The 23,883-nt window shown below is 56.3% G+C and carries 20 protein-coding genes; 11 read left to right on the top strand and 9 right to left on the bottom strand.

Annotation, left to right across the window (positions count from 1 at the left end; genetic code table 11):
• The first annotated feature begins 80 nt into the window (after positions 1–80).
• The 4 genes from RE6C_RS18155 (at position 81) to RE6C_RS18140 (ending at position 5,629) form a co-directional block, all read left to right on the top strand.
• The gene (locus tag RE6C_RS18155) at positions 81–1,523 is read left to right on the top strand and encodes a sulfatase family protein (protein ID WP_008658848.1); all 1,443 of its coding nucleotides are present in this window, start codon (positions 81–83) and stop codon (positions 1,521–1,523) included.
• 227 nt (positions 1,524–1,750) lie between these two features.
• Complete coding sequence (locus RE6C_RS18150; protein WP_008658847.1) at positions 1,751–2,296, top strand: cysteine hydrolase family protein; 546 nt, start codon at positions 1,751–1,753, stop codon at positions 2,294–2,296.
• An 82-nt stretch (positions 2,297–2,378) separates the two neighbouring features.
• On the top strand, positions 2,379–4,103 hold the full coding sequence (locus RE6C_RS18145; protein ID WP_008658845.1) for a DUF1559 domain-containing protein: 1,725 nt from the start codon (positions 2,379–2,381) through the stop codon (positions 4,101–4,103).
• 95 nt (positions 4,104–4,198) lie between these two features.
• Positions 4,199–5,629, top strand: a complete 1,431-nt coding sequence (locus RE6C_RS18140) for a DUF1559 domain-containing protein (protein ID WP_008658843.1) — start codon at positions 4,199–4,201, stop codon at positions 5,627–5,629.
• Between the two features lie 10 nt (positions 5,630–5,639).
• Here the strand turns inward: RE6C_RS18140 and RE6C_RS18135 are convergent, their stop codons facing one another.
• A complete protein-coding gene (locus tag RE6C_RS18135) occupies positions 5,640–6,632 on the bottom strand; it encodes a DnaJ C-terminal domain-containing protein (RefSeq protein ID WP_008658842.1) in 993 nt (330 codons plus the stop codon).
• A 157-nt stretch (positions 6,633–6,789) separates the two neighbouring features.
• Here RE6C_RS18135 and RE6C_RS18130 point away from each other — a divergent pair, with 157 nt between their 5' ends.
• The 3 genes from RE6C_RS18130 (at position 6,790) to RE6C_RS18120 (ending at position 10,339) form a co-directional block, all read left to right on the top strand.
• Complete coding sequence (locus RE6C_RS18130) at positions 6,790–8,388, top strand: CehA/McbA family metallohydrolase domain-containing protein (protein WP_008658840.1); 1,599 nt, start codon at positions 6,790–6,792, stop codon at positions 8,386–8,388.
• Between the two features lie 126 nt (positions 8,389–8,514).
• The gene (locus tag RE6C_RS18125) at positions 8,515–9,450 is read left to right on the top strand and encodes an alpha/beta fold hydrolase (protein ID WP_008658839.1); all 936 of its coding nucleotides are present in this window, start codon (positions 8,515–8,517) and stop codon (positions 9,448–9,450) included.
• Positions 9,440–10,339 (top strand): triphosphoribosyl-dephospho-CoA synthase, encoded by a 900-nt coding sequence (locus RE6C_RS18120; protein ID WP_008658837.1) that lies wholly within the window; start codon positions 9,440–9,442, stop codon positions 10,337–10,339. Before RE6C_RS18125 ends, RE6C_RS18120 begins: the two co-directional genes overlap by 11 nt.
• Positions 10,340–10,348: 9 nt before the next feature.
• Here the strand turns inward: RE6C_RS18120 and RE6C_RS18115 are convergent, their stop codons facing one another.
• Positions 10,349–11,869, bottom strand: coding sequence for a PDZ domain-containing protein (locus RE6C_RS18115; protein ID WP_008658835.1), 1,521 nt, complete (start codon positions 11,867–11,869; stop codon positions 10,349–10,351).
• 98 nt (positions 11,870–11,967) lie between these two features.
• On the opposite strand from RE6C_RS18115, the gene RE6C_RS18110 reads away from it, so the two are divergent.
• The 4 genes from RE6C_RS18110 to surE all read left to right on the top strand — a co-directional run bounded on the left by RE6C_RS18110 (position 11,968) and on the right by surE (position 15,991).
• Complete coding sequence (locus RE6C_RS18110; protein WP_008658834.1) at positions 11,968–13,083, top strand: GNAT family N-acetyltransferase; 1,116 nt, start codon at positions 11,968–11,970, stop codon at positions 13,081–13,083.
• Positions 13,084–13,192: 109 nt separating this feature from the next.
• Positions 13,193–14,206: a mechanosensitive ion channel family protein gene (locus tag RE6C_RS18105; protein WP_008658833.1), complete on the top strand. Its 1,014-nt coding sequence runs from the start codon at positions 13,193–13,195 to the stop codon at positions 14,204–14,206.
• Positions 14,207–14,373: 167 nt separating this feature from the next.
• Positions 14,374–15,096, top strand: coding sequence for a hypothetical protein (locus RE6C_RS18100; RefSeq protein ID WP_008658831.1), 723 nt, complete (start codon positions 14,374–14,376; stop codon positions 15,094–15,096).
• 49 nt (positions 15,097–15,145) lie between these two features.
• Positions 15,146–15,991 carry a 5'/3'-nucleotidase SurE gene (gene surE, locus RE6C_RS18095; RefSeq protein WP_008658830.1) on the top strand — a complete coding sequence of 282 codons (846 nt, stop codon included), beginning with the start codon at positions 15,146–15,148 and terminating at the stop codon, positions 15,989–15,991.
• A 273-nt stretch (positions 15,992–16,264) separates the two neighbouring features.
• On the opposite strand, the gene RE6C_RS18090 is transcribed toward surE, so the two are convergent.
• The 7 genes from RE6C_RS18090 to RE6C_RS18060 all read right to left on the bottom strand — a co-directional run bounded on the left by RE6C_RS18090 (position 16,265) and on the right by RE6C_RS18060 (position 23,883).
• Positions 16,265–16,510 carry a carbon storage regulator gene (locus RE6C_RS18090; RefSeq protein ID WP_039962482.1) on the bottom strand — a complete coding sequence of 82 codons (246 nt, stop codon included), beginning with the start codon at positions 16,508–16,510 and terminating at the stop codon, positions 16,265–16,267.
• A gap of 404 nt (positions 16,511–16,914) precedes the next feature.
• Positions 16,915–17,985 carry an S-methyl-5-thioribose-1-phosphate isomerase gene (mtnA, locus tag RE6C_RS18085; protein ID WP_008658827.1) on the bottom strand — a complete coding sequence of 357 codons (1,071 nt, stop codon included), beginning with the start codon at positions 17,983–17,985 and terminating at the stop codon, positions 16,915–16,917.
• Positions 17,986–18,015: 30 nt separating this feature from the next.
• A complete protein-coding gene (locus RE6C_RS18080) occupies positions 18,016–19,578 on the bottom strand; it encodes a Gfo/Idh/MocA family protein (protein ID WP_008658825.1) in 1,563 nt (520 codons plus the stop codon).
• 201 nt (positions 19,579–19,779) lie between these two features.
• A complete protein-coding gene (locus RE6C_RS18075) occupies positions 19,780–20,658 on the bottom strand; it encodes a phosphatidylinositol-specific phospholipase C/glycerophosphodiester phosphodiesterase family protein (protein ID WP_008658823.1) in 879 nt (292 codons plus the stop codon).
• Between the two features lie 163 nt (positions 20,659–20,821).
• On the bottom strand, positions 20,822–22,372 hold the full coding sequence (locus RE6C_RS18070) for a phytoene desaturase (RefSeq protein ID WP_008658822.1): 1,551 nt from the start codon (positions 22,370–22,372) through the stop codon (positions 20,822–20,824).
• Positions 22,373–22,479: 107 nt separating this feature from the next.
• A complete protein-coding gene (gene rnhA, locus RE6C_RS18065; protein WP_008658821.1) occupies positions 22,480–22,956 on the bottom strand; it encodes a ribonuclease HI in 477 nt (158 codons plus the stop codon).
• Between the two features lie 102 nt (positions 22,957–23,058).
• Positions 23,059–23,883, bottom strand: coding sequence for an SDR family NAD(P)-dependent oxidoreductase (locus RE6C_RS18060; RefSeq protein ID WP_008658820.1), 825 nt, complete (start codon positions 23,881–23,883; stop codon positions 23,059–23,061).

Here is a 23,883-nt window from a genome sequence, read left to right as displayed (position 1 = left end):
ATCGCAGTTGCCCCTCATTTTGCTCGCGAATTCGAAGGGGGCTGGTGATCGTTTTCACAGGTTGTTTGTTATGGGGGGCTGTGTTGTCAGTTTCCGCTGGTGCCCAACCGAGAAACGTGTTGATCATCCAAACCGATGAGCACAACTTTCGGACGTTGGGTTGTTACCGCGACACGTTGCCAATCGAGGAAGCTGAGATTTGGGGCCAAGGTGCCGTGGTTGAAACACCCAGCATCGATTCCATCGCTGCACGCGGAGCGATTTGCACGTCGTTCTACGCGACGTCTCCCGTTTGCACGCCATCGCGAGCCGCTTTTTTCACGGGGCGATACCCACAAAATACAGGTGCTTACCAAAACGACCGACCGCTTCGCGGTGACATGGTCACATTCGCGGAAGTTCTGCGGCGAGACGGCTACGCAACCGGCTATGCGGGCAAGTGGCATTTGGACGGACCCGGAAAACCTCAATGGGGACCGGAACGCCAATTCGGTTTTTCTGACAATCGATACATGTTCAACCGCGGCCACTGGAAGAAATTCGACTTTGAAAACGGTCAACCGATCGTTGCGGCGACGAACAAGAAGGGGCAGCCGAACTACGACCTGGACGGAGCGGATGAGGAGACTTTCAGTACGGATTGGTTGTGCGATCGAGCTGCTGATTTCATTCGTGAGCATTCGCAAGAACCGTTTTGTTATCACCTGTCGCTGCCTGATCCTCACGGTCCCAACACGGTCCGTCAGCCCTACGACACCATGTTTGAAGACATGCCGGTCCGGCCACCGATGACGTTTCAGTTGGACGGGACGAAACCAGGTTGGTTGCCGGGGACCAATCGCAATGCGGAACAGAGATTCAATGCGAGGTTGATGACGCAATACTTTGGAATGGTTCGATGCATCGACGACAATGTCGGCATGCTGCTGGCTCTGCTCGATGAACTCAGCTTGACCGAGCGAACCGTGGTGGTGTTCACTTCGGATCATGGCGACCTGTGCTATGAACATGGCCGCCTGAACAAAGGCAACCCATACGAAGGCAGTGCGAAGGTCCCGATGATCGTCGCGGCACCGGGGCTCGTGCCGGCCGGATTGCGAATTGATGAAGCGATGGGCACCGTCGATTTTGCTCCCACTTTGTTGTCGCTGCTGAGGAAGGAAGTGCCTGAGGGAACGCAGGGACGAGATCTATCGGAATGGTTTCGAGACATTGATACGTCCGACCAGGAATCCCATCGAAACAGTGTCACGTTTTTGCGGGCTGCTTCCAGTAAAGCGGCTTGGATCGCCGCGGTCACGGATCGGTACAAGTTGATTGTCTCGGCGGACGATCAACCATGGCTGTTTGATCTGAAAGAGGATCCGCACGAAACCACGAACCATATCGGCAAGCCGGAGAATCAAGCGATTGCCGCAAGGTTGGCGCGTTCGCTGCTTCGCTATGGAGATCTGATGAAAGATCCTCAGCTGAGCGAAGGTAAGTTGCGGAGCGATTTGCAAAAGTTGCAGATCCAACCCTGAGACCGTGTGAAGTCGACGCGGCGGAGCCTTTTGATGATTCAGCCGCGTTGTGTTTGTCGCCATTTCTGTTTGTGATCGTGGCCGATGACTGACCGGTTCATGGGTTTTGAAGATCTCTGCCCGCTCGATTGAAACGCAGAAATTTGCATTTCAGCGGCTCAGACGCCATGATCACCTTCAGGGTGTAACCGCCCTCCCCCCTTTTCTGCTTTTTCAAAGGCGAACGAATGAAGCGAGCTTTGTTGGTCATCGATGTCCAGCGTGAATACTTCGATGGTGCGTTTCCGATTCGACACCCGGTCGGACACTTGGAATCGATCTTGGAAGTCATGGACCAAGCCCGAGACGCAAAGATCCCAACGGCGGTGATTCGTCACCATCAACCCGATCCGGATTCACCCGTGTTCTGCAAGAACAGCGAGATGTGGCAATTGCATCCCGAGGTGGAGTCGCGGCACCGAGATGCGTTGATCGACAAGGCCTTGCCAGGTTCGTTCACCAACACGGGCCTCGACGATTTTCTGAAATCCAACGACGTCGACACCGTCAGTATCGCCGGTTACATGACACAGGTTTGTTGTGACACGACGGCTCGCCAAGCCTTTCACCGTGGGTATCAGGTCGAATTTCTAAGCGATGCGACGGGGACGTTGGATGTTTCCAACAAGGCTGGTTCAGTGACAGCGGAACAGTTGCATGAGTCAATCTTGGTGGCTCAGCAGATGTTTATCAGTGACGTGATTGATCGAAACGAATGGTCGGGACGTTTGTAAGCGAGTGGAGAGACGCCAACGCGTTTGCCACGAATTGAACACGTACGTCACGCTCAGATTTCTTTTTAGGTGGGATGAAGTCATGGGAACGAAGTATCACTTAAGGTTTGTCGATGTCATTACGCTCGGTGTTGCGTCGATGGTGGGTTTGGTGTTGCTGGCCGGCGTTGTCCCTCGAATGAGACAAAATGCGAGACGGTCCAGTTGCGAGATGAATCTCCAGCAGGTGGGGTTGGCCCTGCACAATTACCATTCGGCTTACAGCATGATGCCGATGGGATGCGGTGGAACATCCTCCGGAAGTGCGGACGAGCCGACATTGGGCAACGCGAATCGTTTGAGTCCGCTGGTGGGTTTGACTCCATTCTTTGAACAACAACCGTTGTGGGAAAAAATCTCCAACCCATTGCGAGCCAATGGGAAGGTCTTCCCGGCGATGGGCCCGGTTCCATGGTTTGATCCAAAGGTTTACACACCTTGGAACGAACGGCCCGAGGTGTTGGTTTGTCCCGCTGATCCAACCGCAAAGGATTTTCCGACGGTCGCCAGTTACACGATCAACTATGGCGACGCGGTCATGAATGTCGGGGCATCGCCGCTGGAAGAAATGCCACCCTATGGACGAACGCCCGGTGCTTTAAGAGGCATGTTTGGCTATCAAATGGTCTTTCGTTTTCGCGATGTGCTGGATGGGTTGTCCAATACGTTGCTGATGAGTGAAGCCCGAATCGGCGGTGTGAGAGTCGCCAAAAATATCCCCGGATTGATTGAGCGACCCGCGGTTTGCATCGATGTTCACGAAGACGATCAAACCAAATACTGGCCTGAGGGACGCGGTGCGTGTTGGGCTGACGGATCGCTGTTGTCAGTGGGTGTTCAAACCATTTTGCCACCCAATTCTCGCTCAGCGACATCGGAAAAAGGTGAACTCGAAGGCGTGATGTCCGCATCCAGTCTGCACGGTGAGGGAGCTCACGTGTTGATGGCGGACGGAGCCGTGCGATTCGCGAGCAGTTCCATTGATGTGGGTGATCAGGATTCGCCGAGTGTTGCCGAAGGACACTTGGACAATGGCAAGACTCTTCCCCCGGGCAGCAAGAGTCCGTACGGGGTTTGGGGTGCGATGGGGACAAGAGCGGCCCGGGACCGATTCGATCCTAGCGAATTGTCTGAGCCGGTACGCACTTTCACCGAAGAAGAACTCGCTGAGTTTGCGAAGCTTGAACTGGAAACTTGGCACGCGGCAAAAGGAACGGGAAAAATCCAGGCTCGTCAGGTGGATTTGACCGACAAGGGTGTGTTGGTCTTGATGTCCGAACAAGGTGCCATTCGTCGGTTGGCACTGTCGAAATTCAGTAGCCAAGACGCTTACCGAGCGGTTGAAACTCATCGCCAACGAAAGCTGGAAGAAGCAAAGCTGTTGGTCGAACATTTGTCGACTCAGCTTGGATTGTTGGAAGACAAGCAGTTCGAAACATTTGCTCGTGAATGGGTTGCTTTCGGCGATGGGCAGCAGGGAGGTCATCCTTCGGGTGTTGCAATGATAGCGGGGATGTTACGGACACAGCGAGGTGCGCTGATCACCGATTACGATCAACTACTTGCCACTTTGAAAACGGCCAATCCGGAGGTGCTTGAGAAGCTGCCAGAGGCTTTGGCAGCCGGTAGGGGACCCTTCAGTTGGGCATTTGTGGATGGTCATTGGAAGCTCGTTTTTGATGCAAGGATGAATCAACGCGGTGGCCGTCAGCCGATTCAGTTCATGCGTGCGATGGAGGCCGCCGACGATCCTTTTGGGGGCCGCTAGAAGAAGCTGGATGAGTGAATCTGAACCCTGTCGCCAAGCTTGGAACTTAGTCATCCCCGTGCGGATGCCGCCGTCTTTTCCTTTGGAGTTCTCCGATGAAATCAAAGCTCACTCTCACAGATCTGATCATCGTCGGTGTGGTGGTGTCAGTCGGATTCAGCTTGTTGTTGCCGGTGATGTTGCGTCAGCGTGCTGCTGCTCGAAATATTCAGTGTTCGAACAACCTCAAGATGTTGGGCTTGGCGATGCACAACTACCACGCTGCTTATAATCAGTTGCCGCCCGGTTTGGGAGGAACCGTTGGTGGAGAAGATGACACTTGCAACCAAGGACGACTCAGCCCGTTGGTCGCGCTCTCGCCTTTTTTGGAACAGCAGGCATTGTGGGAAAAAATCGCGAATCCCTATGTGTCGCTTAAGACCGGAAAGCAATTCCCACCAATGGGCCCTGCGCCCTGGTTTGATTCAACGGAATACACACCTTGGGCATCGGCATTTGTGACTTTGCGTTGTCCAGACGATATGCAAACGAAACCCGAGGTGCCGGAGCAAGAAACAATCGTGGTGACGACGTTGGCGATGCCCGAGCTGCCGCCCGGAGCAATCGATCCAGCTACGTTCTGCAACTATGTATGGAGCTACGGCGACGGAACGTATTTGATGGGTGAGAAGATTGACCAGAAAAATGCCGAATCGATGCGGCGCGTGCAGGCGGGTATGCGAGGTGCGTTCAGCGGGAATCGGCGAATGAAGTTTCGTGACTTCTTGGACGGGTTGTCCAATACAATTGGAATGTCCGAAACGATCACGCCGGATGAGAATGACGCGAAGGAGTCCCACATCGCTCAAGGAATCAAAGGGTTGAGCTTGAATCCATCGTTGTGCCTCAAGACGCATGACGGCAATCATACGGATTGGTGGGACGTCCGCCGGGGATCGCGTTGGGCAGACGGAGCTTTGGCGATCAGTGGGTTCCAAACCGTCTTGCCACCCAACTCGCCGACCTGTTTGTCAGATTTGGGAATGGAGGACCCGATTGCATCGGCATCCAGTCGGCACGCTGATGGCGTGCATGCTTTGATGATGGATGGCCGAACCATCTTTGTTCGGGACAGCATCGACACGGGGGATATCTCTCAGCCCGGCGTGTCAATTGGTCGTGAATATACCCAAGCGGGATCACGAAGTCCGTATGGAATCTGGGGCGCGATGGGAAGTCGAGCCGCCAGGGAAGTTTTGGCCAATCCAATCACCAACAATGCTTCCATCGAAGAAGTTGTCGGAGAGCAGCGCAATCAAAATCAGGCCGTTGCTGCCGAGGAGCGCTGGACGACCTGGACCGATCGCGATGGCAAACATCATTTGAAGGCCAAGCTCAATCGGATCGTCGATCGCGAAACGGTGGAACTGGAAGACGGCAAAGGCATCCTGCACCGGGTGCCTCTGAACACTCTGTCCGACCGTCACATCATCAAGGCGGTGATGTTGCACGAATCACAATTGGAAGCAGCGTCTGCGCCGAAGTGATCGAGGCCGATCAGAACTTCAGCGATTCACGCGGCTGCATTGGATTGGCAGCGTCGAACTGTTCGATCAGTTGCTTGGATTCTTCGTCGATCGATTCAGGCAATTGAATTTGCAGTTCGACCATCAAGTCGCCGTCCGTCCCCTTTGGGTTGCGAACGCCCTGTCCTTTCAGACGCAAACGTTTGCCACTGGAACTGCCCGCTGGAACGGAAAGCGTGATTGTTCCCGCGGGAGTTGGCACGTCGACCTTGGCACCCAAGACAGCTTCCGCAACTGTGATCGGAAGTTTGAGTTCCAGATGGTTGCCGTTGCGTTTGTAGAACGGGTGGTCGTCGACTTGAATGATGAGGATCAAGTCACCTGCGCCACCGGGGCCGGGATGTCCCTGTTCACGCAATCGGATTTTGCTGCCGGAACTGACACCGGGTGGAATCGTTACCGACAATTTTTCTTGTTTGCCACCGCGAGCGAGATAGAACTCGACTTTGTCACCCAGCACCGCGGTGCGGAACGTGACGGACAATTCGTGCCGAATGTTTTGACCGCGCTGCGGTGGTGCCGATCGCTGGCCACCACCGAATGGTGAACCTCCACCGCCCCGTGCTCCGCCACCGAGGATTTGTTCGAAGAAGTCATTGAACCCGTTCTCGAATCCAGGTTGTCCTCCTCCTCCGCCCCCGCGACCGGCTGCGCCGAAGATTTGCTCCAGATCCAAGCCGTCAAATGATGGGCCCGCTGCTCCGCCACCACCGCCGGCTCCCGGATTCCATCCCCCGCGAATTTTTTCGAAGTCGGATCCGTAGCGGTCGTAAGCCGCACGCTTTTGTTCGTCGTTGAGGACTTCGTACGCTTCCTGAACGCGTTTGAATTTTTCTTGCGCGTCCGGGTTATCGGGATTCATGTCCGGATGGTACTTCCGGGCTAACTTGCGATAGGCTTTGGTCAGTTCGCCCTTGTCGGCGTCGCGAGAAACTCCCAGCGTTTGATACAGATCTTCGGCCACAGCGTGTCAATGATTTTGAAGGCGATTGTGTCATTTTGACAGGAACAGTCTTTTGTGGATTCACCATAGCAAACACCGAACCACAGACCGATGGGGGAATGCCGTGAAGTCAATTTGTCCCCTTTTTGCCCTGGTTTTGTGTGGTTTCTGCCCACCTATGCCGCTTTGGGCTGACGGCGACCTGACGCTGCGAGTGGTGGACGAGTCGACGGGAGAACCGACGATCGCACGCATGGAGCTGACCCGACAACTACCCGCCACGGTGCGGCGAACTTCCCGGCCGAAGTCCGTTTCGGTGTCGCCGCGTCGTTCGCTGTCGTCAGGGCCCGGGTTCGTGCTGGACGAATTCGCGGAGCTGTCGCTGCAAGACGGCGCATACGAGTTCAAGCTGACGCGAGGTCCCGAGTCGCGAGTCCTTCGAGGCACTTTCGACGTCCAACGCGGCAGTGAAGACGAGCACCAACTCGCGCTGCCGCGAATGGTCCAGATGCGACCAGAAGGCTGGACCAGTGGCGATTGCTTGGTGCCTCGATCGGCGGACAGTTTGCCGATGCGAATGACGGCGGAAGATCTGCATGTGGCAAACGTCATCCGCGATTCTGAAGTTGCCGGACGCGGAACTGAAAAACCGATCCCACGTCGCAATGCGAAAAACTTGTTTGGTGACGACGAGCCCGTGCAAACGCCTGATGGTTGGCTTACGGATCCATTGTGGATTGAAACCAATGTCGACTGCATCGGCGGTTTGGCGTTTTATCGAAACCAGAACGATTCCGGTTGGAATCCAGTTTCGACGGATAAGTTTGCTTCGCCGGAACTGGCGTCACTCGGTTGGTTATCGAGTCTGCCGGCCGATTCTTCCACGCGTGTCGCGATCGAAAATCCGTTCGGTTGGCTGCTGCCGATTTGGTTGGCCAGCGAGAAGATCGATGGTGTGTTTGTGCTCGGCGATTGGTTGCAGCTGAACGAATCGGTGATTCGTGTTCCCGACGGACGCATGTTGCAGCCCGCCAATCGAGCCGACGCGACTCAGCTTGGACGCGATGCCGGGCAGATCCATTGGCATTTGTTGGACGCTGGTTTTCGACTGGCGCCGATGGCGGGCTCGGGCGATAAACCAGGCGACTCGCCGGTGGGATACAACCGTTTGTATGTTGCCGCTCGATCGCAGGCATCTTCGTTTGACTCGCGGGAAGACGCGGTCGCCGTCGGAACGATGGAAGAATGGTGGAACGCGGCTTGGGACGGTTGCAGTTTCGCGACCAACGGTCCATTGATGCGGACCAATCTGGAGGGACGTTTGCCAAGTCATGTGTTCGAGATCAATCCGGCCGACGTCAGCGGTGACCAATCCGTGGAGCTGACCGCGGAGGTTGTCCTGAACGTTCGCGACCCGGTTGAATACCTCGAGGTGATTCACAACGGTCGTTTGCACTATGGAGCGAAGCTGGACGAATTCGCGAAAGCGGGCGGACGAATCCCTCCTCTGAAAATCAAGGAATCGGGCTGGGCGACCGTTCGAGTGGTGACGTTGCACGAGGACCACTACCGAGCGGTGATTTCGTCGCCTTGGTATTTTCAGGTTGGCGGGCAACCAAGAATTTCCGCACGCAGCGTCGCTTTTTTTCAGGAGTGGTTGGGCGAAACCGAGCAGCGATTGACCAAGCTTCCGGCCGACCAACTGAAGGCATTCGTGCCCTACGTTCGGGCGGCTCGCAAATTTTGGACGGAACGAGCCGAGAAGGCCGGATCTTGAACAAGCCAGCTGAATGAGGCAGCCGGCGAGAGGTTCGAACCGCCTGGAGAATCGAAAGCGGATGGCGACCGAGATTTGAATTGCCGCCTCTCGTCAAATCGCCGCAGATCGTCGAAACTAGCCGCCATGACGAATCTTGCCAGCGATCTGTTTCCTCACCCGTCGTCGGAATTATCCATCGACGGTCACACCTTGCGCTACATCGATACGGCGGCCGGTTCTGACCTCGCGAGTTCCGATGTCAGATCTTCCGATGGCGAGCCAACCTTTGTTTGTGTGCATGGCAATCCGACGTGGAGCTTTTACTACCGGCGAATCATCGAGCGGTATGGCAAGCAGCAACGAGTGATCGCGGTCGATCACATCGGTTGCGGTCGCAGTGACAAACCGTCGGCGGATGAATTCCCGTACACGATGGCCGCCCATCGAGACAACTTGATTCGGTTGGTCGACGAGTTGGATTTGAAGAACGTGATCCTGATTGCTCACGATTGGGGTGGTGCGATTGGTTTGTCGGCCATGCATGCTCGCCGAGAACGTTTGGCTGGGATTGGGTTGCTGAACACGGCTGCGTTCCCACCGCCATACATGCCTCAGCGAATTGCCGCGTGCCGGATGCCCGTGTTGGGCACGCCCGCCGTTCGCGGATTGAATTTGTTCGCACGCGCGGCGGTCACCATGGCCATGTCGCGAACGAAGATGAAACCCGATGTCGCAGCGGGGTTGCTGGCTCCCTATGACAACTGGCAGAACCGAGTCGCGATCGATCGGTTTGTCCGTGACATACCTTTGAATGATTCTCATCCCACGATGAAGACGCTGCGGCAGTTGGAGTCCGATCTGCCGGACCTGGCGTCGCTACCTATCTCTTTGATTTGGGGAATGAAGGATTGGTGTTTTCGACCGGAATGTCTGCGACGCTTCGAAGCCGTTTGGCCCGATGCGGAAGTCACGGAATTGGCAACGACCGGTCACTATGTGATCGAAGACTCGCCCGAAGAAACCTTGGCCGCGATTGATTCATTGCTCGCCCGCGTCAAGGAGCGCATCGGTGCGGCGTGATCCGTGGCAGTGGATCGCGAACACACTCGGCGGTCCAGGCGATGCGATTCAGTACGCTTGCGTGTTGGAAGCGACCGCACCGAAAGCGGGCAACGTTCATCCGGTCGCCAAGTTTGACGATCTTTGCTTTGCAGATTTTGTTTCGGCCGCCGAAATCGCTGCTAGTGAGCTGACCGCGGCCTCATCGGGTTTGGGCGATCGCGTTTGTTCGTTGATCGAACAAACTCGACGCAAGACAAACACGAACGTCAATCTAGGAATCGCGTTGCTGTTGGGGCCGATCGTGTTGGCGGAAGAACAGCAGCGGCCGACAAGCTCTTCATGGACGTTGAATGATTGGCGTGACGCGACAGCAAACGTTCTGTTGAGCATCGACAAAGAACAAAGTCAGCGGTTGGGCCAAGCGATCGCGAAAGCGTCGGCCGGTGGCATGGATGGGGACTATCAACCGGAAGACCCATCGCTGGATGTTCAATCGTTGACCGATTCGTTCGACGTGATGTCCGGGATGCGAGCTGCAAAGGATCGCGACTTGATCGCGGCTGAATACGCGAACGGTTTTGAGAGTTTCTTTGCTGATGTTGTGCCGATCGTGGTGGCGTCCGTCCGCGAAACGGGCGATCTGCTATCAGGCATTTCGCTGGCTCATTTGCGATTGCTGGCTGATCGCGGTGACTCTTTGGTCGCGCGGAAGAATGGTCGCGAAACCGAACAAGAAGTCCGCCAAAGAGCCAAGCGGTGCTTGGACGAGTTCGAACGCACGGGGGGACTCAAATCGATCAGTGAGTTCGACGTGTATTTGCGGAGCGAAGCTCACCGTTTGAATCCTGGCACGACAGCGGACTTCATTGCCGCTGCCGTCTATGTCTGCTTGCGGATGCGCGGTTGATCTCCGACGTCATTCCTTCGCTTGCAGTTGCTGCTTCAAACGTTGGATTTCGCGTTGCAACTCTTCCACCGTTGGTGGCTTTGGTTCAGCCGGCAACGATTCTGGTTTTGACACGGGAGCTGGTTTTGCAGGCGGAAGACTTTCGACGCTCGGTGTGAGGGAATCGCTGGGCAACGCCAACGGATCGGCTTCGACCGATGGTTCCGCAGTCGGCTTGGGCGAAGGCAGGGACTCGGCGGGAGCTGGCAACGTGAATGTCGCCTTGGGTTCAGCGTTCGGCGGAGGAAGCTCTTCGCTGGCGGGTGCTTGTGCTGTCGAAGCGTTGCCACCGAGCATCTTGCCAAACATCGATCCCATACCGCCAAGGAAGCCGCTCGATGCTGCTTCGGTCGCGTCGGTGTTTTCCCCGTTGGTATCCGCTGCCGCGGGAGTTGCATTGGCGATGGCGGAACGCGTGGGCTCGCCGCCTGGGCCGCCCATTTCAATTTGCTTTTGAAGCATCGCGTCACCGCGAATCAAACCAAACTCGATTTCGTCACCGGGTTGAAGAACTGAGATCTCACGAAGCAAGTCGTCCGTTCCACGGATGAGACGACCAGATGCCGAGACGATCCGATCTCCTTCGGCGAGTCCCGAGACTTTGCCCGCGGTCCCATCAGGAACCGACACAATCATGACGCCACGTTGAGGTGTCGCATCGCGAACTTCGATGCCAAGTGAACCGCGCGAACGAGCGAGGGTGGGGGCCGCGTTGTTGGCTGGTGGCGGCAGACGGTTGGTCGCAGGTGCTGGGAGTTGCGGCGCCGGAAACTCGTTGTCCTGCGGACGATTCCTGTTTGCTTCGGAGTCGTCCAAAACACTTCGGCCGGCATCGGGAAGTGTGATCGGTGGTTTGGCTGAGATGCGTTCATTGGCGATCGCCGGAACATTTCCGCGGTACAAACGACCGCCTCGAAACAATTGCATCGCGACGAAAGGTTCTTTTCCTGGTGTCGGCCGGATGTCGTCGAGAGCGGCAACGGCTTCATCGAGCGAACGTGTCCGCGAGTTGCCAATCGATACGATCAAGTCTCCCGGTCGAACACCAGCTTCATCGGCGCGAGAGTCAGATGAAAAGCCATCGACGCGGAGGCCTTGGTATCCGCCGACAACCGCCGGCGAGACTCGCATGCCGAACTCGATGTTCTCTGACGCGATCTCACCACCACGCCCCGTCACGGTGGATTGCCTGTTCGTCGCGGCTGGGGGACGCTGCGTCGCCGGGGCTCGGCGATCGGCGGACGAATTGGTTCTTGGGAACGGTGTGGCCAACGTTCGGTTTCGTCCCGAATTGGCGCGGTTGGTGGTGGCAGGATTCTGGTACGGTGGTTGTTGAAGCGGCGACGGCGGCGGGGTTTGAATGCGATTTCGCAATCGTTCCAGCAGACGTTGAGCCGACGCATCCGATGCGTCGATCGCATGAATGCACGAAACCATCGACAGGCAAACGGCCCAGCGAATCCAGTTCGAGCGTCGACGTGATCGAAGCATTTTTATCTCAATTTTAGGACTGAAGGTTCCTTCGACAATTTGCCTCCCGACGGGTGGGAGGGAACGCGGAAGGACGCGGTCAATCGATCATAGAGAGAATGATGGGGAACGCCAACCAATTCGGGTTTGACGAGCCTTCCAACGGCACCCAAGCGACCAATTCTGGCGATGCATCCGACCGGATACCGCTTTTTCGCCCATTTTCTCTGGCCGAGCTTCCCACGCTGCTGCCGCCGGCACTCGCTCAAATCCCGCCGGCTCGAGCGGTGATGGTGACGGACCAGATTCGGTCGGCAATTTCACGCCAAGTCACCGACGACCTGATTTTGCTGATCAGCGAGAGCTCCGACGCGATCGCGATTGTTCTGGGAACACCCAACAGCGATATGGCGACGGTGCTGCACGCCGGCCCAATCGTTGTCGCGGCGGACCAGCCCGCTCGCATGATCGACCCAGAAACCCAGAATTCGCGATTGGCTGATGGGCTTGGCCGGACACTTGGTCAGATTTGCCAGCAGCGAGGAATCAAATTTCTGCAGTGGGCGACCGCTTGGCCGCAGGAAGATTCCGCTTCTGATGCGGATGATCCATCGCTCGCGGAAGGCGACTCCGCTCGGTCCATCCACTCGTCGGGTGTGTGGCCGGAGTGGATGGGATTTTCCAAGGTCGGTGACCTGGAGTATCTCGCCCTCGATTTGACTGACTCGTCTTCTTTTGACTTGTTGGATGCGCCGACCCAATTGCACGCCCGAACCGTCGACGTCGATGACGAAGAGCAAATGAAGGCGATTCGTGCTTTGGTTCAGCTGACATATCAGGGGTCGATGGATTGTCCCTCGCTAGAACAATTTCGGACCGCGGCGGAGATCATGGATGGCTACCAAGGCGTGCCAACCTACGCACCGGATCTTTGGTTCATGTTGTCCGAACGTCCGGGCGACGATCCCATTGGATGCTTGTTGATGGCACGTCACGGCGGCGATTCGGCATCGGTTTTGGAAGTCGTCTACATGGGTGTAGTTCCCGAGGCTCGCGGTCGTGGTTTTTCGCGTGACATCCTTTCGTTGGCGCTTGAGTGCTGTCGTGAGGAGTCCGCTTCGCGAATGATTCTTGCCGTGGATCGAACCAATCGTCCGGCACGCGATGCATACCTGCGTTTGCCGATGCAAACTGTTCTGCGTGAGTCGGTTTGGGCGAGGAATACAACCAGCTGAGAACAGGAAACAAGTGTGCATCGATCTTGAATCCCCTCGCTGGAATGAGGTATCGACGTTCTGCAGAACGTGCCTTCTATTTCCGCTCCGTGCGCTGTCGTGATTCGCTATGACCGAAACCAGTATCTCACCATCCACCATTGCTTCTGAGATGAACTTGGGAGCCACCGATCCTTCCACTCCAAGTTTTGCGGATGCAACGTCGGACTTGGTCAGTCAAATGACCGAAGGCAACTTCGATGGTTTGACGGATTACGCCACCACACATCTCGCACCCGCACTTCTATCAGCGGGTTTGGGTTTATTTGTCATCTTCATCGGATACTTGGTGGCCAAGTATTTGATGCGAGTCATCAGTCGGCCGGTTTGTCGACGCGTGGATGAAACGCTTGGCAAGTTCGTCGGCAAGATGGTTTTCTACTCGATCATGTTCGCCGTCGTCGGTGGTGTGCTGACGAAGTTGGGTGCACCTCTGGGCGGATTGGCCGCGATGTTGGCCGCGGCAGGCTTTGCCGTCGGTTTGGCGTTCCAAGGAACGCTCAGCAATTTCGCGTCCGGTGTTTTGATGTTGGTGTTTAGGCCGTTCAAAGTCGGTGATGTTGTCAACGCGGCTGGCGTGACAGGCAAGGTTGATGAAATCGATTTGTTCACGACGACGTTGGACACTCCTGACAACCGACGCATCATCGTTCCCAACAGCGCAATCGCGGGTGGAACGATTGAGAACATCAGTCACCATCAACATCGCCGTGTCGAAGTGCCCGTCGGTGTGGACTACTCCGCCGATTTGCAAACCACTCGAACTGCACTTCAAAACGCGGTCGATCAGTTGTCTGCCAATGTGATCCAAGGCGAAAATCGAGGCAGCGCCGTCGTGCTGGCTGGTTTGGGTGACAGTGCCGTGAATTGGAAAGTCCGCATGTGGGTTGCCAGCTCAAATTTTTGGCCGATGACCGAGGCTTTGACTGGCGAAATCAAAACGCAACTGGATGCGGCCGAAATCGGTATCCCGTTCCCTCAAATGGATGTGCACGTGCATCAATTTGCAGACGCAGCTGCAAATGCTGAAAAAGCCGGACGCACTCGGCCGACCCGACGGGGCGCCGATCGCATGGTTGGTTGAGGTTGATGCACCCTTTCGTGGAACGATGAACAAATGGCGAATCCATGACCAGAATCGCCGTCGGCTAGCCCGGCGGTGATGCTGTGAAGTATGCTGAGGCCACCGAGTCAGATCGGTGGCCTTTTTTCGTTAGATGCCGTTCCATCACACCATCAATCGGTACGACCATGTGGCACACCAGCCAAGGCGATCGCACGCTCGAAGGTGCCGAAGCGGAATTGATGCAGCGATTGATTGAGTCGTTGCTCGAAGATCTGCTGATGCAGTTCGATGAAGAATGGCAGCCCGATACGGATTGGTCCTGCGAGACCGGGATCGAACTGTTCGACAATCTGCACAGCGAACAACAGATTGCTTTGTTGCATGACGTTGCGCAGCACTTGTTGGAGCCCACGCCCGAGGGCATGCCGCTCAGCGCCATTGCCGAAGCCACCGTGGCAGCTCTGTTTTCGGAGCTGCACCATCACGTGGAGATGGAAATGGATTTGTCGTTGGACGTCGAAAACGTTTACTGGCGGCAATTGATCCGGGACGCGGCAATTGATTGTCTGGTCCGCGATGACTTGCTGGGCATGGAACGTAAAACGGGCGAAGTCATTCATGTCGACGAGGTGATGCCAACGGAATTTCGGATCCCAGATCTGCACTCGCTAGACACGGCGGCGTGGGATGAATTGATCGAGTCTCTGGCAGATCAAATTCTTTGGGACCGCGACTTCGAGATGGCGTCTTTGTTCTTGGACGAAGACCCACGCCAATCAGCGACACGCCGGGAAGTGATGGGTATCGACGCGAATTATTTTGTTCAGATCCCGCCTGATCCTCGTCCCAGTGAAATGCCCTCGTTGGTGTCGGCGACGCAAGCGTTGATTCGACGCAAACCTCGCTGAACAAGACCTCATCGAACATCTACTTCCGGCCAAAGACTCTGATCCGCTGATGCAACGCACCGCGATTCTATTGACCAATGACGATGGGATTGATGCACCCGGTTTGCTTGCAATGCATCAGGCGATTTCGGAATGGATTCGAATGTCCGACAACGAAGATCGCTATGACCTCACGGTGGTCGCACCCGATCGAGGACGCAGCGAGTGTGGGCACAGCGTGACGACCACCCGAGACTTGGCCGTCACCGAACTGCAATCCCGATGGTTCGCGGTCGACGGAACTCCGGTCGATTGTGTTCGTTCTGCCATGACGGTGCTGTGCCCCAATGCTTCGCTGGTGTTCTCAGGAATCAATGCGGGAGCCAACCTGGGTGTTGATTTGCTGGTCAGCGGAACATTTGCCGCCGCCCGCGAAGCGGCACTGCATGGTGTCCACAGCATGGCGGTTTCGCACTACCGACGTCCGGATGTGCCCAAGACTTGGGATCATACGGGGCGATGGCTCAGGCCTGTTTTGGACTCATTCTTTCGCGAAGTGACGTTGCCCGGCAATTCCGCCGGCGGATTGCCGACAAACGATTCCGAGCATCAACCGGGACAATTGTGGAACGTCAATTTGCCAGCAATTGATCCGGACACGGATTTGCCGCCGATGTTCGATTGCGAAGTGGAGCGAAAGCCAATGCAGCGAGCCGGGACGCTTAAAGATCCAGCGGATGTTCCGGATGCGTCTCAATCTGCGACCGGTTCGGAAGCATTGCCTAGGCGAGTGGAACGTCAACCGATCCAGATCCAATCGGATTTCCATGGACGGCCCCGGTCTTCGGGCACGGACGTTGAGCGATGTTTTTCAGGCAATCTGACGATCAGTCGGATCAGCCCCTATCCCGCTTGAGATACGAAGCGCGCTGGAGATGCGAATCGCTTTTCGCAATTTGCGAAACGAAAGATCTCATGCGGCGGACGATTTCCAACCAGCCGCATGTTCACACTGGTCCCTGATTGCACACCTGATGTGTCGCACCGGCGCAACGTGAAGGCTTGGGACAGCCTCGGCACGTGAAGCATCTGCTTCAAAGATCCAACCAATTCGGTCTCAATCGACGCGGAAAAAGATCCGCGAGGCGAGACAGAGGGAAGGACGGGACTCAGTGTGAGAGAGCGGCAATCAACGTTCGGCTTGACCAGCGACAGCGATATCGTGGTCAAGCATGGCCGAGTTTGGAGCACCCGCTTTGCCTTTGCTGGCCCGATCAACGCTGTCACGTTGATCCAATTCGCCACGCACGATCGAAACTTCTCGAGGAGCTTCGATGCCGATTGCGACACGATTGCCAGCGATTCGGTTGACCGTGATCACGATGTTGTCACCGATGACCAGCTTTTCGCCTTCTTTTCGACTAAGTACCAACATTTCTGAATCCTTTCCCTGCGGGATGCTTTTGCGTTTTGAAAATCGTTTCAAGCGTTGGTTTTCGAGTTCAACGTCTCAGACAAGAGAGGGTTGTTCTCGTTTCACTTTGCAACACGGGGGCGATGCCCTCGTGAGGAAACTTTAATGAGCAAGATCTGCGCCATAAGGTTCACCTAAACTTCCAAATCCTCTTAAATCATTCGCGTATGCTCATAAAACACATTCTAAGCGGAAAATGGCTACATTCGCAAATCGATTTGATTTCAGACTTGGTTTGGATCGATGACAGTTTGTTCCAACCAGCTCGCGTTCAACTCATTTCAAAACGAGAGGCCGTCTCACCCTGAGACAACTGTTTCTCTCGTCCACACAAGTAGTATCAGCTAGGAGCGTGACACGTTTGGTCACGCATCGAGATGAGCCCGGACTTTTGTGGTGTCGGGCCCAGAAATCACGCCTTTTTCGGTGATCACCGCTGTCACCAATTCCGCCGGCGTCACATCGAATGCGGGATTCACGACCGTGACCCCCTCTGGAGTATGGCGAGGTGAATCGGCCCCGCAAGGATACGAAACCTCGTCCGCATTGCGTTGCTCGATCGGAATCAGATCGCCCGATTCGAGTTCGGCATCAAACGTGTTTGTCGGCGCCGCGACGTAGAACGGAATGTTGTGGTATTTGGCCAGCACCGCCAGCGGGTAGGTTCCGATCTTGTTAGCGACGTCTCCATTGGCCGCGATTCGGTCGGCTCCCACGATGACGGCGTCGACTCGGCCTTGCCGCATCAAACTGCCGGACATGGAGTCCGTGCAGACGGTGACCGGGATCCCGGCTTGGTGAAGTTCCCAGGCCGTCAGACGGGCTCCCTGAAGCAGCGGCCGCGTTTCATCGGCAAACACCTCCAGCGTGTGGCCGGACTCGTGCAAGTGGTACATCGGTGCCAGGGCCGTTCCCCACATCGAAGTTGCCAGCGATCCGGCGTTGCAGTGAGTCATGACGCTTTTGCAATGAGCCAATAGCGTCGCGCCATTGCGGCCGATGGATCGACACATCTGCCGATCATCATCATGAATGCGAATGGCTTCAGTCACCAATTGCTCGCGAAGCTCGGCGACTTCTCCGGCGAAACCATCGACGATCGCTCGCATGCGATCGAGGGCCCAGAAGAGATTGACCGCCGTCGGTCGGCTGGTCGCCAGATGATCGATCGTTTGCCGATACCGAGCCTGCACTTCAGGCAGGCTCGCGCTTGCGTAGGCATCAACCGGAGTCAGGGTGACCCCGTAAGCGGCGGCGATGCCGATGGCGGGTGCACCGCGAACGACCAAACGTTGAATCGCATCGTGCGTTTGGTCGATGGTTGTGCAAACCAAACGCGTTAGCGTTCCAGGCAACTTGGTTTGATCCAGCAGATCCAGTTCTGCTGGCCGCCCATCGTGGGCGGCGTGATATCGAATCGTTTCAGCTTCGTTCACATCAGGGACCGTTGCGAGAGGTTTGGAAAATCAAACGTCAGCCGCACTGGGAACGACAAACCCGTCGCGATACTCGCGAGTTTCCATCGCTTTGGCTTCGTCGTTGTCGACAAAGCTTTCCGACTCGGGATCAAACTTCAGCACGGGGCCGAGCGACAGCTGCTCTTTTTCAGGATCAACGTTGTTGTCCCGAAGGTGCTGAAGCGTTCGGTCGAGCGTGGCTTGATCGTCATCCAGAGACGAAATATTCGCGAGTGACTCGGAGATCGTTTTGGGATCGACCCGGTTTTCTTGACCAACGTAGTACGAAATGTTGCCCAGGTGAGCGACCGCAGCCGACAGGTGACCGCAGCGCGCATCCGCATGAAGCGTGGAGGCGTCGCGAGACTGTACCGCATCGAGGAAGTTCGCAAAGTGGGCGTCACCGACGTTGGATGTCGTCTTGAATTCACGCACCAATTTGCGTTCTTTATCGAACACGGCACAACGGCTGTAGCTGGGACCTTGAACGAGATAGCCGTCTTCACCGTAGAAGATGACGCCGATCTTGTTGCCTTTGCTGTAGCCGAACAGCTCGTTGATTTCTTGGTCGGCCGACTCGTCAACGCTGAGGCCGCGAGTTTCAAACACGATCGTTTTATCGCCGTAATCGTAAATCGATACTTGAGTGTTGGCGGTGTCGCCAGCATCGACGTAGTCGGGGTCTTTGCGTTCCGCTTTGTAACCCAAACGGCCGGCGTAGCTCAGCACCGCGTTGGGGTGACGATCCAGACCCAATCCCCAACGTGCAACGTCGGTTTGGTGAGGACCTTGGTTGCCCGAGTCGCCATTGCCGTAGTGACGTTGCCAGTGCCAGTCATAATGGAATCGCTGACGCGTCAGTTTGGGATCGGTGTAGGTGGCCGGTCCGCTCCACTGATTGAAGTCGACGCCCGCGGGAATTTCATAGTCACCCAATGGGCCGATCGACTTGCGTCGTTTGTAGCAAAGGCCACGGGCAAGCTTGACTTCGCCGATTCCACCATCAGCGAGGAACTGCATGCCTTCGCGAATGCCAGAGCTGCTACGGCACTGGGTACCGGTTTGGAACATGCGGCCGTACTTGGCTGCTGCGGCGACGAGGGCACGGCCTTCGTGAATGTTGTGGCTGATCGGTTTTTCGATGTAGACGTCCTTGCCCGCCTGCATCGCTTCGACACCCATCAACGCGTGCCAGTGATTGGGCGTGGCGCTGGTCAAGATCTGCACATCGTCCATGTCCAAGGCTTCGCGAAAGTCTTTGACGACTTTGGGGCGAAGTCCTTGCAGGTCAGCGACCTTGTCAGCGCGGCTGTTGCCGACTTTTTCATCGATGTCGACCAACACTCGGATTTCGGTGCGGGGGTCTTTGTCGAATCCGCGAATGTGTTCTCCACCGCGGCTGTTGACGCCACAAATTGCCACGCCAAGTTTTTCGTTGGGCGAGGTGGCTTGGGCGGAAGCGGATCGGCTGGTGTGAACACCAATGGCCGCCCCGACCGCGATTCCGGTCGCGGTGAACTGACGACGACTGATTCGCGAGTCACGGGTGGAGGAGGCTGGGGCAGATTTCATGGCGGGCCTATGGAAAGGAGAGGAAGGTGGGACAACGGGGAAGCATGCACATTATGCACGCTTCGTGCGGCGTATTCATCCACCTTGTGCCGTCAAAGTTCCAAGACTCGCAATTTTACGCTCCGGCTAAGGAATCTCGTCGATCAGGCCGATTCGGAGGCGAAGCCCGGATTTCCTCAAGTGTCGCTGGCCCGCGATCCATCACTTCGACTGCAGGAACTGGTTGAGTCCTTCGAGGTCGTCCGTGTTGATCAGGTCGACTCCGGCTTCGTGCAGGACCTCCCAGGCGGATTCGTGGTCAGGCGTGGCCCAGAACCGAATCCGGCGATTTTTCTGGTGGGCTTGTTTTAGGATCTGGCTCAGCTTTTCTCGGTCGGCCGCGGGCAAGTCGCCTTTGCCTCGCCACTGGAAATTGCGGCCCCAATGATCGCTGATCAACGGCATCAGGTCGGCTGAGTAGTCGCTCTTCAAATCACTGAGTCGCCCGTCCACGCCAACAAACCGCGGCAAGTCCGACTGGACCAATTCGATGGGGCGATTGCCGCTGATGATCGCCGTGACCCCGCGACGATGCACGCCATCGGAATCAACATGCGTGAACACATCTTCGTACTTCGAAAGCAGTTGATTGAGCGCGCGGTAGGTGGACTCTCCTTCGGACTTCAAATCGATCAACAGCGTAACGGGTTGGCCATCGCCTTCGACGCTTTGGAAAGAGTCCGAGGAATCATTCGCGTGGGATTGCATCCGCTGACGCAGCGGATCGAGGTACAACGCTTTCAACGTTCGATCGGCGGAGAGTTCTGCAGTGGAGTGTGCGACCCAGAGGTCACCATCGACCAAAAAGATATCTGCTTCGATGCTGCGGAATCCGTTGTCGAGGGCGTCCAGCAGCGGACGCTCATGCAAGTAGTCGTTGTGCGCGTGAGCTTTGGGATGCGACGGACGAACCGTTGAGTTCGATGCGGACGTTTGGGCCGAGCACATGGTGGTGGCAAGGCTGACGAAGCAGGCCGCGATGCAGAAGGGAACAGCAGCGGAGACGCTTGTTCGGCGTGGCAATGGAGATCGAATGTTCACGTGGGGCTCGTGATGAATGCATGGATCTGGAATGTAAGTTCAGACCCAGGATTCTAGCTGCTTTGCGAGCCAACGTTGTGAGCCAGCGTTGGTAGTGTCATTCTTCGTGAAGGCTTCGTGGCAATGTATCCATTCGTTGGAATGAGAATCACAGCTTGGAAGCTTATGCCACTACAGCTGGTTCGGGACGCGGCGGCACACCGCGGGCGGAGTCGTCGATGAAGCCCGTGTCGATCCCCAAGTCTTGCAGCAACAATCGCGAACTGATGCGACTGGATTCATAGATCACCGGCAATCCGCTGCCCGGATGAGTTCCGCCGCCGACCAGATAAACGCCATCGAGTTCTTCAAAGCGATTGCGTGGTCGCATGTGAAGCATTTGACCCAAGTTGTGTGCCAGGTTGAACGTTGCACCCTTGTAGATCGAGTAGTCGCTTTGCCAATCGTCAGGAGTGATTTGGTGTTCCACTCGAATTCGATCACGCACATCGGTCAGGCCGAGTTCACCAAGTTTGTCGAGAGTCAATTCGCGAAAACCGGCGGCTTCTTTTGACCAGTCAACATTTTCGGTGTCATGCGTGACGGGGACCAGTACATACAGAGAACTGTGTCCGGCGGGTGCCAAGGTTGGATCGGTCACGCCCGCGTTCTGGACATACACCGAGGGATCTTGGCTGAGGACGTGATCCGTTTCGATCTCACGCAGGTTGCGATTGTAGTCGTTGCTGATGTGGATGCTGTGGTGCGGAAGATCTTCGTAGAGGCCTTCGACGCCCAGGTACAACATGTAAGTGCTGCAGGAGAACTTCTTCTGCGCGATCTGTTCGTCCGACCAACGTTTGCGAGACGTGTTGGGAACCGTCTTTGTCATCCAGTCCGCGAAGTCGGCGTTGACGACAAACGCATCCGCGTCGTAGCGATCGTTTTCAGTATGCAACGCACGAACTCGTCGGCCTTCCATTTCGATTGAATCGACTGGTTCGTTCAGCCGGATCTTCACGCCCATCTCTTCGGCGATCTCGGCCATCTTCTCGCTGACGCGACTGCAGCCGCCGATGGGATGGAAGACGCCGTATTCGTATTCGAGAAACGACAGGATGCTGAACAAACTCGGGCAGTTGAATGGCGACATCCCGAGGTACTTGGATTGGAACGCGAACGCGATGACTAGACGTGGGTCGCTGAAGTATCGTTCAAGTTCTTTGCCCAGCGTGCGGAACGGGTGCAGGTGTTTGGCCGCACCCAGCAAGGACGGCTTCATCACGTCCATCGCGGAATGGAACGGTGATTCCAAGATCGGGCGAAACTTTTCCAGCTTGATCCGGTTGTCGTCCATGTACCGCTTCAGTTGCCCAACGTCTTGCGGTGAAAACTGAGCGATCTGGCGATCCATCTCGTCCATGTCAGGGGTGCAGTCCAGTTGACCGCCGCCACCGAATGTCAGCCGATACTGCGGATCCAAACGCTCCATCGGGACCTCTTCCATCAAGTCGCGACCGGTCGAGTGAAAGATCTCGTCGAGCACGCGTGGATAGAGGAAAAACGTGGGGCCGCAGTCGAAACGGAAACCATCGATTTCGATCGCGGACGTCCGGCCGCCGACCTGGCCGCGGCGTTCCAGGATGGTCACATCGCAACCGCCCGCGGCGAGCTGCATCGCTGAGGCCAATCCACCAGGTCCGGCCCCAACAATGACGACTTTCTTTTGGGACATGACAACCTTACTGACCAAACGAAGAACATAAACCGATCGCCGATTCGCAAAGCGAGCATTCGGCGCTCACAGCGGCAAGCTGCCTCATCTTACGCGTGCGACCAGTGTTAGAGATACTGCTGGTAGGCCGCGACCGCTAATTGGTCGCACAGTTCGTTTTCGGTGTGCCCGGCGTGACCTTTGACGTGGTGGTACGTCACCCGGTGATCTTGCATTTGCCGATCGAGTTCTTGCCACAGTTCGACGTTCTTGACCGGCACCAACTTAGAACCGTCTTTACGTTTCCAGCCGCGACTTTTCCAGCCGGCCATCCAGCTTGACATCCCCTGCCCGACGTACTTGCTGTCGGAGTACAGATCGACGGCGCAGGGTTCTTTGAGAGCCTCGAGCCCGCGGATGACCGCCATCAATTCCATTTGGTTGTTGGTCGTGTGAGGTTGACCGCCTGATCGCTGAATCTCTTTCAGCGTTCGCGGGCAACGCAACACAAACGCCCATCCACCCGGCCCCGGGTTCCCGCTGCAGGCACCATCGGTGTACAGCTCCACGGGTTTGAAGGGAGTCGTGGTTGTTGAATCGGTCATCTTGGTTCATTCCGTTGGGTGGAGGTGCGTCCGTGTTGCATGATTTGGATTGCAGAATTTCAGTCGCGGGAAGAGCGTCGCGACAGTCTAGCGATGCCAGATTCATCCGGTGTTGCGACCGATCTGAAGGCCATCCGGTGCAAAGATGCTGCGACCGCCGTCGATCGGCAAACAGACTCCGGTGACGAATGTGTTTTCGCAGAAGAATCCGACCGCGTGAGCGACATCTTCGGGCGTTCCAACTCGCCGAGCCAGGGTGCTATTTGCCAGCTCGTTGACTATCTCCTGTGAGACATCATCGGACAGCAACACCGGTCCTGGTTGAACGCAGTTGACTCGAACACGAGCGTTGTTGGCACCCAGTTCTACAGCCAACGACCGGGTCATGACCTCGATCGCGCCTTTGCTGGGAAAGTAAGCGGCATGTTCGGCATACGGTCGAACGGTGGCCCAGTCACCGAGGTTGATGATGCAGCCGCCACTCGATTGAGCGACCATGTGTCGGCCGGCAGCTCGGGCGCACAGCAGCGACGCGACGGAGTTGATTTGGAAGTACCGTCGTATCTCTTCACCGGTGATGTTCTCAAATCGTGTTGGCGTCCAGATCGCCGCACTGTTGACCAGAATGTCGAGCCGGCCAAAGTGCTGATGCGTTTGATCGATGATCGCGTCGCAGGTTGCATCTTCTTCGAGCGATCCTTGGACGACGATTGCTTCGCGGCCGAATCGTTGCTGCCACTGCGAGGCGGCTTGCTGGGCTTCGTCGATGCTGGTGTTGGCGTGCAAAGCGACATGGCAACCACGCCGCGAAAGCTCTTCCGCGATGACGCGGCCGACCCGCGGCGAACCACTGCCCGTGACGATGGCAACCGGATCATCGGTGTCAAAAACGTCTTGCAATCGTGAACGACGATCGGTGGTTTCCAC

Source organism: Rhodopirellula europaea 6C (assembly GCF_000338295.1).
In the GTDB taxonomy this organism is placed as follows: domain Bacteria; phylum Planctomycetota; class Planctomycetia; order Pirellulales; family Pirellulaceae; genus Rhodopirellula; species Rhodopirellula europaea.
The sequence above is the reverse complement of the archived record's forward strand: the minus strand, read 5'-3'. Positions and strand labels throughout refer to the sequence as shown.

Bases quoted from the DNA above. Each gene is read 5' to 3' on its own strand.
- RE6C_RS18150 (WP_008658847.1), top strand. From the start codon at position 1,751: ATGAAGCGAGCTTTGTTGGTCATCGATGTCCAGCGTGAATACTTCGAT.
- RE6C_RS18145 (WP_008658845.1), top strand. From the start codon at position 2,379: ATGGGAACGAAGTATCACTTAAGGTTTGTCGATGTCATTACGCTCGGT.
- RE6C_RS18140 (WP_008658843.1), top strand. From the start codon at position 4,199: ATGAAATCAAAGCTCACTCTCACAGATCTGATCATCGTCGGTGTGGTG.
- RE6C_RS18130 (WP_008658840.1), top strand. From the start codon at position 6,790: ATGCCGCTTTGGGCTGACGGCGACCTGACGCTGCGAGTGGTGGACGAG.
- RE6C_RS18125 (WP_008658839.1), top strand. From the start codon at position 8,515: ATGACGAATCTTGCCAGCGATCTGTTTCCTCACCCGTCGTCGGAATTA.
- RE6C_RS18115 (WP_008658835.1), bottom strand. From the start codon at position 11,869: ATGCTTCGATCACGTCGACGCTCGAACTGGATTCGCTGGGCCGTTTGC.
- RE6C_RS18110 (WP_008658834.1), top strand. From the start codon at position 11,968: ATGATGGGGAACGCCAACCAATTCGGGTTTGACGAGCCTTCCAACGGC.
- RE6C_RS18105 (WP_008658833.1), top strand. From the start codon at position 13,193: ATGACCGAAACCAGTATCTCACCATCCACCATTGCTTCTGAGATGAAC.
- RE6C_RS18100 (WP_008658831.1), top strand. From the start codon at position 14,374: ATGTGGCACACCAGCCAAGGCGATCGCACGCTCGAAGGTGCCGAAGCG.
- surE (WP_008658830.1), top strand. From the start codon at position 15,146: ATGCAACGCACCGCGATTCTATTGACCAATGACGATGGGATTGATGCA.
- RE6C_RS18090 (WP_039962482.1), bottom strand. From the start codon at position 16,510: ATGTTGGTACTTAGTCGAAAAGAAGGCGAAAAGCTGGTCATCGGTGAC.
- RE6C_RS18080 (WP_008658825.1), bottom strand. From the start codon at position 19,578: ATGAAATCTGCCCCAGCCTCCTCCACCCGTGACTCGCGAATCAGTCGT.
- RE6C_RS18070 (WP_008658822.1), bottom strand. From the start codon at position 22,372: ATGTCCCAAAAGAAAGTCGTCATTGTTGGGGCCGGACCTGGTGGATTG.
- rnhA (WP_008658821.1), bottom strand. From the start codon at position 22,956: ATGACCGATTCAACAACCACGACTCCCTTCAAACCCGTGGAGCTGTAC.